This is a genomic window from Methylosinus sp. shoA, from assembly GCF_059718125.1.
Window position 1 is genome coordinate 2,125,469 of the sequence record NZ_AP046091.1, and the last position, 12,383, is coordinate 2,137,851.

11 protein-coding genes are annotated in these 12,383 nt (G+C 65.8%); 1 reads left to right on the plus strand and 10 read right to left on the minus strand.

The features are described from left to right. Window positions 1–211: 211 nt before the first annotated feature. From AC6IW9_RS09620 to rpmH, 8 genes are all read right to left on the minus strand, one after another. A complete protein-coding gene (locus tag AC6IW9_RS09620) occupies window positions 212–2,926 on the minus strand; it encodes a valine--tRNA ligase (RefSeq protein ID WP_497772485.1) in 2,715 nt (904 codons plus the stop codon). Window positions 2,927–3,023: 97 nt separating this feature from the next. Further along, window positions 3,024–4,307 carry a phosphopyruvate hydratase gene (gene eno, locus AC6IW9_RS09625; protein ID WP_497771950.1) on the minus strand — a complete coding sequence of 428 codons (1,284 nt, stop codon included), beginning with the start codon at window positions 4,305–4,307 and terminating at the stop codon, window positions 3,024–3,026. Window positions 4,308–4,421: 114 nt separating this feature from the next. Further along, a complete protein-coding gene (locus tag AC6IW9_RS09630; RefSeq protein WP_497772486.1) occupies window positions 4,422–5,114 on the minus strand; it encodes a pyrimidine 5'-nucleotidase in 693 nt (230 codons plus the stop codon). 104 nt (window positions 5,115–5,218) lie between these two features. Further along, on the minus strand, window positions 5,219–6,103 hold the full coding sequence (argB, locus tag AC6IW9_RS09635; protein ID WP_497771952.1) for an acetylglutamate kinase: 885 nt from the start codon (window positions 6,101–6,103) through the stop codon (window positions 5,219–5,221). Window positions 6,104–6,162: 59 nt separating this feature from the next. Beyond that, window positions 6,163–6,822 carry a ribosome biogenesis GTP-binding protein YihA/YsxC gene (yihA, locus tag AC6IW9_RS09640; protein WP_497771954.1) on the minus strand — a complete coding sequence of 220 codons (660 nt, stop codon included), beginning with the start codon at window positions 6,820–6,822 and terminating at the stop codon, window positions 6,163–6,165. Next, complete coding sequence (gene yidC, locus AC6IW9_RS09645; RefSeq protein ID WP_497771956.1) at window positions 6,819–8,639, minus strand: membrane protein insertase YidC; 1,821 nt, start codon at window positions 8,637–8,639, stop codon at window positions 6,819–6,821. Before yidC ends, yihA begins: the two co-directional genes overlap by 4 nt. Next, the gene (gene rnpA / locus AC6IW9_RS09650; protein ID WP_497771958.1) at window positions 8,636–9,052 is read right to left on the minus strand and encodes a ribonuclease P protein component; all 417 of its coding nucleotides are present in this window, start codon (window positions 9,050–9,052) and stop codon (window positions 8,636–8,638) included. Before rnpA ends, yidC begins: the two co-directional genes overlap by 4 nt. Window positions 9,053–9,090: 38 nt before the next feature. Continuing rightward, a complete protein-coding gene (rpmH, locus tag AC6IW9_RS09655; protein WP_497771961.1) occupies window positions 9,091–9,225 on the minus strand; it encodes a 50S ribosomal protein L34 in 135 nt (44 codons plus the stop codon). Window positions 9,226–9,780: 555 nt separating this feature from the next. On the opposite strand from rpmH, the gene ctrA reads away from it, so the two are divergent. Then, window positions 9,781–10,482 (plus strand): response regulator transcription factor CtrA, encoded by a 702-nt coding sequence (ctrA, locus tag AC6IW9_RS09660; protein WP_004448313.1) that lies wholly within the window; start codon window positions 9,781–9,783, stop codon window positions 10,480–10,482. A 12-nt stretch (window positions 10,483–10,494) separates the two neighbouring features. On the opposite strand, the gene AC6IW9_RS09665 is transcribed toward ctrA, so the two are convergent. Both AC6IW9_RS09665 and AC6IW9_RS09670 read right to left on the minus strand, forming a co-directional pair. Then, window positions 10,495–11,412, minus strand: coding sequence for an alpha/beta fold hydrolase (locus tag AC6IW9_RS09665; protein ID WP_497771965.1), 918 nt, complete (start codon window positions 11,410–11,412; stop codon window positions 10,495–10,497). Between the two features lie 91 nt (window positions 11,413–11,503). Then, window positions 11,504–12,346, minus strand: coding sequence for a CheR family methyltransferase (locus tag AC6IW9_RS09670; protein ID WP_497771967.1), 843 nt, complete (start codon window positions 12,344–12,346; stop codon window positions 11,504–11,506). Window positions 12,347–12,383: the final 37 nt, after the last annotated feature.

Genomic DNA, 12,383 nt, shown 5'->3' on the forward strand with positions numbered 1-12,383 from the left:
GGGCGCAGCGGCGAAGCAATCCAGAGGGCCCAGGGCCGTTGCTGGATTGCTTCGCGTTGCTCGCAATGACGAGGGGACGGGGCGCGGCCTTCGACGCGAAGCTTGTGACAGCGTCGTAGACAAACCGACACGAATGAATCGAAACGCCCCGCTAAGGCTGCGCCATGCGGGGCGTTCGCATTTCAGGTGTGGCGCGCGCAGCCGCTCGGTCTCAGCCGAGTCGCTTCGATGCCGCCGCGAGCTTCTCGATGCGCGCGCGCAGGTCGTCCAACCGATCACGATTTTCCTCGATCACTTCCTCCGGCGCACGGGCCAGGAAGTCGGCGTTGGCGAGCTTGGCCTCGATCTTTTTCACATCGCCTTCGAGCTTGGTCGTCTCCTTGGCGAGCCGCGTTTTTTCCGCGGCGAAATCGATCATGCCCTCGAGCGGAATGGCGGAGAGGGCGCCGCGCACCAGCAGCTGAGCGCTGCTCTCGGGCGCGGAATCGGCGAAGCCGATCGAGGAGAGCCGCGCGAGCTTGCGCATCGTCTCGCCCCAGACGGCGACGCGCGCCTCGACATCCGCGCCGACCCCCAGGAGGACCAGCGGGACCTCGGCGCCCGCCGCGAGATTGAGTTCCGAGCGCACGGAGCGCACTTCGGAGACGAGATCGACCACCCAGCCGATTTCCGCCTCGGCGGCTTCGTCGCGAAGCCCCGAGAGGTCCGGCCATGCGGCGAGCGCCAGTGGCGATTCGCGCGGCGGTCCCTCGAAGCCCTTCACGCCCCATAGTTCCTCGGTGAGAAAAGGCATGAAGGGATGAAGCAGCGCATAGATCTGATCGAGCACGAAAGCCGTCGTCGCGCGCGTCTCTTGCTTGGCGGCGCCGTCCTCGCCTTGCAGCAAGGGCTTGGCGAGCTCCAGATACCAGTCGCAGAAGACATTCCAGACGAAGCGATAGGCGGCGCCCGCCGCTTCGTTGAAGCGATAGGCTTCGATCGCCGCGCCGATGTCTTCGGCCGCGCGCGCCGCTTCGCTCACGATCCAGCGATCGAGCGTGATCGCATTGGCCTTCGGATCATAGCCGGCGACGCGCGCGCAGCCGTTGATCTCGGCGAAGCGCGAGGCGTTCCACAGCTTGGTCGCGAAATTGCGGTAGCCTTCGACGCGCTGCGTCGACAGCTTTATGTCGCGTCCCTGCGCCGCCATTGCGGCGAGCGTGAAGCGCAGCGCGTCGGCGCCATAGTCGTTGATGAGATGCAGAGGGTCGATCACATTGCCCTTCGACTTCGACATCTTCGCGCCCTTCTCATCGCGGACGAGCGCATGGATATAGACGTCGCGGAAGGGAACCTCCTTCTTGAAATGAAGGCCCATCATCATCATGCGGGCGACCCAGAAGAAGATGATGTCGAAGCCGGTGACGAGCACATTGGTCGGATAGAAGCGTGCGAGCTCCTTGGTCTCGTCCGGCCAGCCGAGCGTCGAGAAAGGCCAGAGCGCCGAGGAGAACCAAGTGTCGAGCACATCCTCGTCGCGGGTCAGCGTCACATCGTCGCCGCGCTTGGCGCGGGCCGCGGCGAGCGCCGCCTCCTCGCTCTCCTCGACATAGATATTGCCGTTTTCGTCATACCACGCCGGAATGCGATGGCCCCACCACAGCTGGCGCGACACGCACCAGGGCTGGATGTTCTCCAACCAGTCGAAATAGGTCTTCTCCCAATTCTTCGGCACGAAGCTCGTGCGGCCGGAGCGCACGGCCTCCAGCGCCGGCTGCGCCAGCGTCTTCGCGTCCACATACCATTGATCGGTGAGGCGCGGCTCCAACACGGCGGCGGAGCGGTCGCCATGCGGCACCATATGCTTATGGTCCGACACTTCGGCGAGCAGTTCGCGCTCCTCCATCATGGCGACGACGCGCGCGCGCGCGGCGTTGCGGTCGAGGCCGTGGAGGGCGGCGACGGTCATGTCGAGCTCGGGTGAAGGCGCCACATGCTCGAAGAAGTCGTGATTGCCGACGAGCGTTACGCAGGCTTCGGCGTCGAGCACATTGATGAGCTTCAGTCCGTGCCGGCGGCCGACCTCGAAATCGTTGAAGTCGTGCGCCGGCGTGATCTTCACGGCGCCCGTGCCCTTCTCTGGATCGGAATACTCATCGGCGACGATCGGAATGAGGCGGCCGACCAAGGGCAGGCGCACATTGCGGCCGACGAACTTCTTGTAGCGCTCGTCCTCCGGATGCACGGCGACCGCGGCGTCGCCGAGCATGGTCTCGGGACGCGTCGTCGCGACGGTGATGAATTCGCCGGTCGGCTGGCCGTCCTGATAGACGATCGGATAGCGGAAGTGCCAGAGATGGCCCTTCACCTCGATCTGTTGCACCTCGAGGTCCGAGATGGCGGTGAGAAGCTTCGGGTCCCAATTGACGAGGCGCTTGTCCTTGTAGATCAGCCCGTCGCGATAGAGCTGCACGAAGACTTTCACGACGGCGCGCGACAGGCCCTCGTCGAGCGTGAAGCGCTCGCGCGACCAGTCGCAGGAGGCGCCGAGGCGCTTCAGCTGTTCGACGATCACACCGCCCGATTCCGCCTTCCAGGCCCAGATTTCCTCGAGGAATTTTTCGCGGCCGAGCGCGCGCCTATGCTGCTGACGCTCCATCAGCTTGCGCTCCACCACCATCTGCGTCGCTATGCCCGCATGGTCGGTGCCCGGCTGCCATAGCACGTCTTTGCCGCGCATGCGGTGATAGCGCGCAAGAATGTCTTGAAGCGTGTTGTTGAGCGCGTGGCCCATATGCAATGAGCCGGTGACATTGGGCGGCGGGATGACGATGGAAAAAGGCTCGGCGCCGGCGCGCTCGGGCCGGCCGGCGCGAAAGGCGCCGGTCGCTTCCCACAGCTCGCGCATCCGCGCTTCTATGGCGGAGGGGTCGAAGGTTTTTTCCATTGGCATGGGGATAGCCGGGATTGGGCGGTAGGCAGTCGGCAAATGGGAGAGGGCGGTCGATCGCGACTGCCGACCGCCTACGGCTCTAGACCGCCGATCAAGCGAGCCCCTTCAACGCGTTGCGGCCGGCATAGATCGCCGCCGGACCCAGTTCCTCCTCGATGCGGATGAGCTGGTTGTATTTTGCGACCCGGTCCGATCGGGCGAGCGAGCCGGTCTTGATCTGGCCGCTGTTCGTGGCGACCGAGATGTCGGCGATGGTGGCGTCCTCGGTCTCGCCGGAGCGATGCGAGATCACCGTCGTATAAGCGGCGCGATGCGCCATCTCCACGGCGGCCAGCGTCTCGGTCAGCGTGCCGATCTGATTGACCTTCACCAGCAGGGAATTCGCCACATCCTCGTCGATGCCGCGCGAGAGGCGGTCGACATTGGTGACGAAAATGTCGTCGCCGACGAGCTGGATCTTGTCGCCGAGCGTGTCGGTCAGGAGGCGCCATCCCTCCCAATCGTCCTCGGCCATGCCGTCCTCGATCGTGGCGATCGGATAGGCCTCGACGAGCTTGGCGAGATAGGCGACCTGCTCCTCGATCGAGCGCGTCGCCTTCTCGCCTTCGTAGACATATTTGCCGTCCTTGAAGAATTCGGTCGAGGCGACGTCGGCGCCGAGATAGATGTCCTCGCCGGGAATGAAGCCGGCCGCCGCGATCGCCTCGACGATGATGTCGAGCGCGGCCTCGGCTGAGGGGAGATTCGGCGCGAAGCCGCCCTCGTCGCCGACCGAAGTGGAGAGGCCCGCCTTCTTCAGCGAGGCTTTGAGCGTATGGAACACTTCCGCGCCCCAGCGGATCGCCTCGCGCACGGTCGGCGCGCCGACCGGCAGGATCATGAACTCCTGGAAGTCGATCGGATTGTCGGCGTGCACGCCGCCATTGATGATGTTCATCATCGGCACGGGCAGCACGCGCGCCTGCACGCCGCCGATATAGCGGTAGAGCGGCAGGGAGGCCGCATCGGCGGCGGCCTTGGCGACGGCGAGCGAGACGCCGAGAATGGCGTTGGCCCCGAGGCGCGACTTGTGCGGCGTGTCGTCGAGCTCTATCAGCGCCTCGTCGATCGCCGCTTGCTCCTCCGCCTCGAAGCCGACCAGCTCGCCGGCGATCTCGTCGTTGACGCTCTGCACGGCGCCGAGCACGCCCTTGCCGAGATAACGCTTCTTGTCGCCGTCCCGCTTCTCCACCGCCTCATGGGCGCCGGTCGAGGCGCCGGACGGAACGGCGGCGCGGCCGAACGAGCCGTCCTCCAGCGTGACTTCGACCTCGACCGTGGGATTGCCGCGCGAATCGAGAATTTCACGGGCGTGAATATCGATGATTTCGGTCATGCCGGGCCTCATGCGTCGTGCTGACGGAATTTCGCGCCTTGTAGACCGATCCGCGCCCAGGCGAAAGCCTCGAATGCCGTCGGCCGAGCTTTTGCGCAGGCGTCGGCGGTGCGGCTATCCGTCCGTGAGGCCTTTCAGAAAGGTCGCGAGATCGCTGGTCGAGAAATCGACATGCGGCTCGCGTCCATGGGCGATCTCCCAGGGCTCGCGGCGGTCTTCGCCGCCGGGCTCGGGCGTCACCAGAACGGTTGTCATGCCGCAGGCGTGGGGAAATGCGAGATTGCGGGCGAGGTCCTCGAACAAGGCCGCGCGCTTCGGCTCCACGGCATGTCGGCCGAAGAAGCGCCGATAGGCCTCTTCATGCGGCTTGGCGACGAAATCGGCGGCGATGATGTCGAACACATCCTCGAACACATGATCGATGGCGAGGCGCCGCGCCGTCTCCAGCGCATGGTCCCGAGAGCCATTGGTGAGGATGAGCTTGCGGCCGGGCAAAGCGCCGATGGCTCCGGCCAGCGACGGATCTGGCAGCAGACAGGAGCGGTCGACGTCGTGGACGAAGGAGAGAAACGCGTCCGCGTCGATCCCATGCTCGGTCATGAGCCCGCGCAGGGTGGTCCCGTAGCGATGGTAATAATGCTTCTGCAAGGCCCGGCAGGAGACGCCGTCGAGCCCGAACATGCGGATCATGTAGAGCGTGATCCGGTGGTCGATTTTCGGCCACAGGTCGCAGGAGGCCGGATAGAGCGTATTGTCGAGATCGAACACCCAGGTATCGACATGGGCGAATCTGTCGGCGTTCGTCATTGCGAGCGCAGCGAAGCAATCCAGAGCCGCGGCCTCGGTCTGGATTGTTTCCTCGCCCTGCTCCTCGCAACGATGGGTCAATGCCTTTTCCTCGCCATGCCGACTCACCGCGTGATCAGCGTGCCCGCGCCGTGATCGGTCAAGAGCTCGATCAGCACCGCATGGGGCAGCTTGCCGTCGAGGATCACGACGCCCTCGACGCCGCGCTCGATCGCATACATGCAGGTCTCGACCTTCGGGATCATGCCGCCGGTGATGGCGCCGTCGGCGACGAGGCCGGGAATGTCGGAAACCTTCAGCTCCTTGATGAGCTCTTTGTTCTTGTCGAGCACGCCGGGCACGTCGGTGAGGAACAGCAGGCGCTTGGCGCCGAGCGCGCCGGCGATGGCGCCGGCGAATGTGTCGGCGTTGATGTTGTAGGTCTCGCCGTCCGCGCCTTGCGCGACCGGCGCCAGCACCGGGATCAGCTCGCGGCCGAGCACCTGGTCGAGCACGGTGGTGTCGACCTTGGCCACTTCGCCGACGAAGCCGAGGTCGACCGATCGGCCGTTCTCGTGATTGGGGCGCGCGAGCTTCTCGGCGATGACCATGCGGCCGTCCTTGCCGCAGAGGCCGATGGCGCGGCCGCCTTCCGCATTGATGAAGCCGACGATCTGCTTGTTGATATAGCCGGCGAGCACCATTTCGACGATTTCCATCGTCGCCTTGTCGGTGACGCGCAGGCCGTCGGCGAATTCCGACTTGATGCCGAGCTTGCCCAGCATGGAGCCGATCTGCGGCCCGCCGCCGTGGACCACCACCGGGTTGACGCCCGATTGCTCGAGCAGGACCATATCGCGTGAGAAGTCGCGCGCGACCTTGTCGTCGCCCATGGCGTGGCCGCCATATTTCACCACCACGATCGCCTCGTCATAGCGCAGCATGTGCGGCAGCGCCTGCATCAGGATGCGGGCTTGCTGGAGCGCGCTGTCGGCCGAGTCTTCGGTCATAGGGCTGGCCTTCGGGTGAGATAAGCTCGACGCTGTTAGAAAGGACGCGCCCGCAATATTCAAGCGATTCGTTCGGCGAGCAGGCGGGCGATGCCTCCGCGCAGCTCTTCTATTCCCTCGCTCGTGCGCGAGGAGGTTGCGGCGACCTGCGGAAAGGCGGCTGGGCGTTTCGCCAGCGCCGCCTCGACCGCCGCGAGCGCGGCCGCGCGCTCGGCGAGCTTCAGCTCGTCGCGCTTCGTCAGCACGATCTGATAGGAGACGGCGGACTTGTCGAGCAGATCGAGCATGGACTCGTCGATATCCTTGATCCCGCGGCGGCTGTCGATCAGCACGAAGACACGCGCCAGCGACGCGCGCCCGCGCAGAAAATCCTCCATGAGCCGCGTCCAGCTCGCGACCTTCTCCTTGCCGACGGCGGCATAGCCATAGCCCGGCATGTCGACGAGGCGCAGAGGCTCGGCGCCCGGCGCGCCGCCGACGGCGAAGAAATTGAGCTGCTGCGTGCGTCCGGGCGTGTTGGAGACGCGCGCCAGCGCCTTGCGGCCTGCGAGCGCGTTCAGCAGGGAGGATTTGCCGACATTGGAGCGGCCCGCGAAGGCGATCTCCGGCGGGCCGATCGGCGGCAGGTCCGAGGATTTCGCGCTGGCGAAAATGAACTCGCAAGGGCCGGCGAAGAGCCGCCGGCCGCTTTCGACGAAACCCGCGTCCGCCTCGCTCACGCGGCCTTCTTGAAGGCGAAGGTCTTTTTCAGATTGTCCCACAGCTCGAACTTCACTCCGGCGCGGCGCATGATGTACCATTGCTGAGCGACCGAGAGGATATTGTTCCAGGTCCAGTAGATGACGAGGCCCGACGCGAAGCTGCCCAGCGAGAAGGTGAAGATCACCGGCATCCAGGCGAAGGCGACGCGCTGGATCTCGTCGGTCGGCTCCGGATTCATTTTCATCTGCACCCACATGGAGACGCCCATGACGATCGGCCAGACGCCGAGCCACAGGAATGGGCCGAACACCGGAATATGGGTGGGATCGAAGGGCAGGAGGCCGAACAGATTGAAGAGATTGGTCGGGTCCGGCGCCGAGAGGTCCTTGATCCAGCCGTAGAAAGGCGCGTGGCGCATCTCGATGGTGATGACGAGCACCTTGTAGAGCGAGAAGAACACCGGGATCTGCAGCAGCATCGGCAGGCAGCCGCCGGCGGGATTGATCTTCTCGCGCTTGAACAGCTCCATCTGCTCCGTGTTGAGCTTGTGCTTGTCGTCCTTGTATTTCTCCTTCAGCGCCTGAATCTTGGGCTGAACCTCCTTCATTTTGGCGACCGCCTGATAGCTCTTGTTGGCGAGCGGCAGAAAGGCGATCTTCACGAGCACGGTGACGGCCAGAATGGCGAGGCCGAAATTGCCGAGCAGATGAAAAAGCTGGTCGATGATCTTGAACATCGGCCGGGTGAGGAAGTGGAACCAGCCCCAGTCGATGAGCCGGTCGAACAGCCTGATGCCCTGCTCTTCATAGGCGTCGAGCATGTCGACGACCTTGGCTCCCGCGAAAATACGCGCCGAGACGGCTCCCGTCGCGCCCGGCTCTATCGTGACCGGAGGTTCCGTCGTGTCGGCCTGATAGGCCTTCGTCTTGGCGCCCCCGGCCGAAAAACGGGCGTTCAGCGGCTGGCTCTGATCCGCGATCAGCGCCGTCGCCCAATATTTGTCGGTGATGCCGATCCATCCGCCGGTTCCGGTCAGGGTCTTCGTTCCTTGCGGCTCCTTTTCGACCGACTCGTATTTGAACTCTTGAACGCCGCCTTCCTGGCCCACGACGCCGACGAAGCCCTCATGCAGCGCCGCGTAGCCGGCGCTCGGGGGCGTGCCGATGCGCACGACGCGCGAATAAGGGTAGAGCGTGACCGGCTTGTTGCTGCCATGGTTTTCGACGCTGTCGGCAACGGTGAACATATAACGGTCGTCGACCGAGATCTTGCGCCTGAAGGTCAAGCCCTGGCCATTGTCATAGGTCAGGGTCACGGGCTGCGCGGCCGTCAGCGCCGTCTGATCGGCGGTCCACGAGGTCTCGCCGTTCGGCAGGACGGCCGCGTCTTCGCCGCTCGCGGCGAGGAAGCCCGTCTCCGCGTAATAGGGCTCGGGCGAATGCTCCGGCGAGAGCAGGACGATGATCGGGCTCGTCGGGTCGACGGTCTCGCGATAGTTCTTCAGCGAGACGTCGTCGATGCGCCCGCCCTTCAGCGAGATCGAGCCGAGGATGGCGGGCGTGTCGATCGAAACGCGCGGGCTCTCCGCGAGCGCGGCCTCGCGCGTTTTTTGCACGGGCTTCTGCGCGACGGCCGGGCGCTGCTGGGGCTCGGCGGCGGGAGCTTGCTTCGCCTCGGGCGCCGCGGGCTGGTGCGCCGGGGCCGTCTTCTGCTGCTCGAGCTGCGCCTGCCGCTCCCGGTCGAGCTTGGGGAAAGCGTAGAAATAATCCCAGGCGCCGATGAACAGCATCGACAGGCCGGCGGCGATGATCACATTCTTGGTGTATTCGTTCATGGCGCCGGAGGCCCGTTTGCTCGAGAGTTGCGCGGATGCGGGCCGCGCGCGCGCGGCCGCAGCGTCGCCAGCGCCTCGGTCATCTGCGCGGCCAGCTCCGGGAAGGGCATGGTCAACGCTCCGGGGCGGGCGATGAAGACATAATCATAGCCGGGAAGCGCTCCCGCCGAGCCGCCGAGCCGCAACGCTTCCTTCAGACGCCGGCGGATGCGGTTGCGCCCGACGGCTCCGGCGACCTTCTTCGTCACCGTGAAGCCGAAACGGGGCGGGTCCCCGTCGCGGCCTTCGCGCGCCGCCGCCTGCAGTTTGAAGGCTCCGGCGCTGCGGTGCAGCCCGCTCTGCGCCGCGCGCAGAAACTCGCGCCGTCGCCGGAGCCGCTCCGGTTGCGCTTTCGTCGTCCCGGCGGGGGCCATGCGCGCGCCTCCGCGTGTTCCGACGACTGCGGGAGGAATCAGGCCGAGAGGCGCTTGCGTCCGCGCGCGCGGCGCGCGTTGAGGACGTTGCGGCCGCCCACCGTCGCCATGCGGGCGCGGAAGCCGTGGCGGCGCTTGCGCACGATCTTGCTGGGTTGAAAGGTTCTCTTCACCTCGAGGTCTCCGCTCGCTTCTAGGCCGCCGACGTCGTTCGTCGCCGCCGTTCCGGGCGCCGAAGGCCGAGCGCGCTTCGCTCCGCCGTGATCTTCGCTTCGGCTCCGCCGTGGTCTTCAATTGTCGTAGGACGCCGATCCGCGGCCGCGTCCTTACGTCGCGCGGGCGCAACACCCCGCGCTGGAACCGCCGCTCGACGCCGCGCGTCGCATATACGAAAAAGCCCGCGCATTAGTCAATCGTGCGGCGGCGGGCTCCGGGCTTTCCCGAGGCTGTCCTCGCCGTCCGGCTACGCTTCTAGGCGGCCGGGTCGGGAGGTATAAGAGAAAACGCCGCCCGATTCGCGACGCGTCCGACGCCCGTCGGACGGCCGCGACGCCCCGCGCCGGCGACGTCCGAACGATGGCCGGGGTCGAGATCAGGGTTTGTTAACCATTACCGCTTAGCGTTTCGAGAAAGGGACATTCGATCGAGCGGGCGCCTCGAGAAAATCGGGCTCGCCGTCGCGCGGGCGAGGCGACGCCCGTACGTGGAGCTGGGGTGGGGACCTTAAAATGCGCGTTTTACTGATCGAGGATGACAGCGCGACCGCTCAGAGCATCGAGCTCATGCTCAAGTCCGAAAACTTCAACGTCTATGCGACCGATCTCGGCGAAGAAGGGATCGATCTCGGCAAGCTCTACGACTACGACATCATCCTGCTCGATCTGAACCTTCCCGACATGTCGGGCTATGAGGTGCTGCGCACCTTGCGCGTCGCCAAGGTCAAGACGCCGATCCTCATTCTCTCCGGCCTCGCCGGCATAGAGGACAAGGTGAAGGGTCTCGGCTTCGGCGCCGACGACTATCTGACCAAGCCCTTCCACAAGGACGAGCTCGTGGCGCGCATCCACGCCATCGTCCGCCGCTCCAAGGGCCACGCCCAATCCGTCATCATCACAGGAGATCTCGTCGTCAATCTGGACCAGAAGACGGTGGAGGTCTCCGGCTCGCGCGTGCATCTGACGGGCAAGGAATATCAGATGCTCGAGCTGCTCTCGCTGCGCAAGGGCACGACGCTCACCAAGGAGATGTTCCTGAACCATCTCTATGGCGGCATGGACGAGCCGGAGCTCAAGATCATCGACGTGTTCATCTGCAAGCTGCGCAAGAAGCTCGCCAACGCCAGCGACGGCCGCAACTACATCGAGACGGTGTGGGGGCGCGGCTATGTGCTGCGCGAGCCGAGCGAGGCCGACGAGCGCATCATCGCCTGAGCGCCGTCCGTCCTAGCGCACAGGAGCCGTCGTCGCGCCGGCGCTCGTCTCGAGGAAGCGCCCGACGGCGGTCCTCACCTCGTCGATATGCGTGAATAAAATCATGTGCTCTCCGCCCTCGATCGCCAGCAGCTCGGCGTGAGGCGCGCGCGCAGCGACGGCTTCGGCCTGTTCGAACGGGACGAGCCGGTCGTCCGCGCCATGCGCCAGAAAAATCGGCGCCGATATCGTCTCGAAAGGAATGGGATCGAGGCGCGAGAAAGCCTCGATGTCGTTCGATGTGCCCGGCAGGCGCCGTCCGAGACCGTCGAAGACGTCCGCCTGAAGGGCGCGCATCGCGGGGCCCGCCGCCGGATGACGCAGGGTTCGCGCGCGCAGCGCCGCGTCGCCGATCGAGCGGCGCGCGGCCCGCTCGGGATTCGCGCGTGCAAGTCGGCTCATGACCGCGATCGCGAAAGGCGCGAGCGCGATCAGCTTCATGAGGCCGAGCCGCCAATTCAGCAGCGGGGGAACGCGCAGGCGCCCGCTGCAGGCCGAGATCAGGACGAGCGCGCGGCATCGATCCGGGCGTCGCACGGCGAATCGAAGGGCCGAGGGTCCGCCCGCCGAGACCGCGGCGATGACGGCCGTGGAAACGCCGAGCGCGTCGAGCAGCGCCGCCATGGCGTCCGCCTGCTCGTCCGGCGTGCGGCCGACCTCGAGCGGCGTCCCGAGATAGCCGGGACGCGATACGGCGATGACGCGCCAGCCGCCGGGATCGGCGAGCAGGCAGGACGCGAGCAGGAGCGACTGGTCGTATCCGCCCATGCCGCCGTGCAAGGCGACGAGGACCTTCTCGCCCTCGCCGCAGACGGCGTATTCGATGGGCCCGAGCGCCGTAGCGGCGATTTGGACAGGAATGCTTGGTTCCCGCGAAAGGAATGGGCTCAAAGGGGCCTCCCGATTTTTCCTGGGTCGGAATCCGCCCGCGAGCGTCGAGGCGCCCGATCGGCGCGGCCTCCTCGGCGAACAGGCGTCGCGCTCAGGCGCCGACGGCCCGGCCCCGTTTCGCCGCGCGCCGCCGTTGCAGGAGCCAGGAATGCGCCGTCGATGCGGGAGCGAATTGCCGGCGCGCCTCATTCGCGCCTTCGGCGGCTCCGAGGATCAGCCAGCCGTCCTCGGCCGTCGCGGCGGCGAGCCGCGCCAGCACGTCCCGCTTCACCTCCGGCGCGAAATAGATCAGCACGTTTCGGCAGAAGACGATGTCGAATTGCCCGATCTCGCGAAAGCCCGACAGAAGGTTCAGCGGCCGGAAGGCGACGCGCGCGCGCAGCCGATCATTCGCCCGCCAATTTCCCTCGTGCTGATCGAAGTGTCGCAGCAGCCGCTGCGTCGAGAGTCCGCGTTGGACCTCGAACTGGCTATAGACGCCCCGACGCGCGGTCTTCAACGCCGTCTCGGATATATCGGTCGCCAGCAGCTCTATGGTCCAATCCTGCAGCTTCGCCCCTTCCTCCTCGAGCAGCATCGCGAGCGAATAGGGCTCCTGTCCAGTCGAGCACGCAGCGCACCAGATGCGCAGGCGGCGCTTGTCCTTCCGCCGTTCCATGAGTTCGGGCAGAAGCTCGCGCTGGAATATTTCGAACGGCGCCCGATCGCGAAAGAAGAAGGTCTCGCTGGTGGTCATCGCATCGATGACCGCCTGGAGAAACTGCTCGTCGCCCGAGCGCTCGATCCGGCGCATCAGATCGGCGAGATCGATGTCGCCGTTCTCGAGCATGATCGGCGCGAGTCGGCTCTCGGCGAGATAGAGCTGGTCCGCGTCGAGCGCGATGCCGGAGACGGAGAGGAGAAGACGGCGCAGCCGCGCGAAGGCGACGGTCATCGCGTCCTCCCCGAGGCCGGTTCGCGGGCGGAGCGCC

Coding starts and splice junctions, on each gene's coding strand:
- AC6IW9_RS09620 (WP_497772485.1), bottom strand. CDS start 2,926: ATGGAAAAAACCTTCGACCCCTCCGCCATAGAAGCGCGGATGCGCGAG.
- yidC (WP_497771956.1), bottom strand. CDS start 8,639: ATGAACGAATACACCAAGAATGTGATCATCGCCGCCGGCCTGTCGATG.
- argB (WP_497771952.1), bottom strand. CDS start 6,103: ATGACCGAAGACTCGGCCGACAGCGCGCTCCAGCAAGCCCGCATCCTG.
- ctrA (WP_004448313.1), top strand. CDS start 9,781: ATGCGCGTTTTACTGATCGAGGATGACAGCGCGACCGCTCAGAGCATC.
- rnpA (WP_497771958.1), bottom strand. CDS start 9,052: ATGGCCCCCGCCGGGACGACGAAAGCGCAACCGGAGCGGCTCCGGCGA.
- eno (WP_497771950.1), bottom strand. CDS start 4,307: ATGACCGAAATCATCGATATTCACGCCCGTGAAATTCTCGATTCGCGC.
- AC6IW9_RS09670 (WP_497771967.1), bottom strand. CDS start 12,346: ATGACCGTCGCCTTCGCGCGGCTGCGCCGTCTTCTCCTCTCCGTCTCC.
- AC6IW9_RS09630 (WP_497772486.1), bottom strand. CDS start 5,114: ATGACGAACGCCGACAGATTCGCCCATGTCGATACCTGGGTGTTCGAT.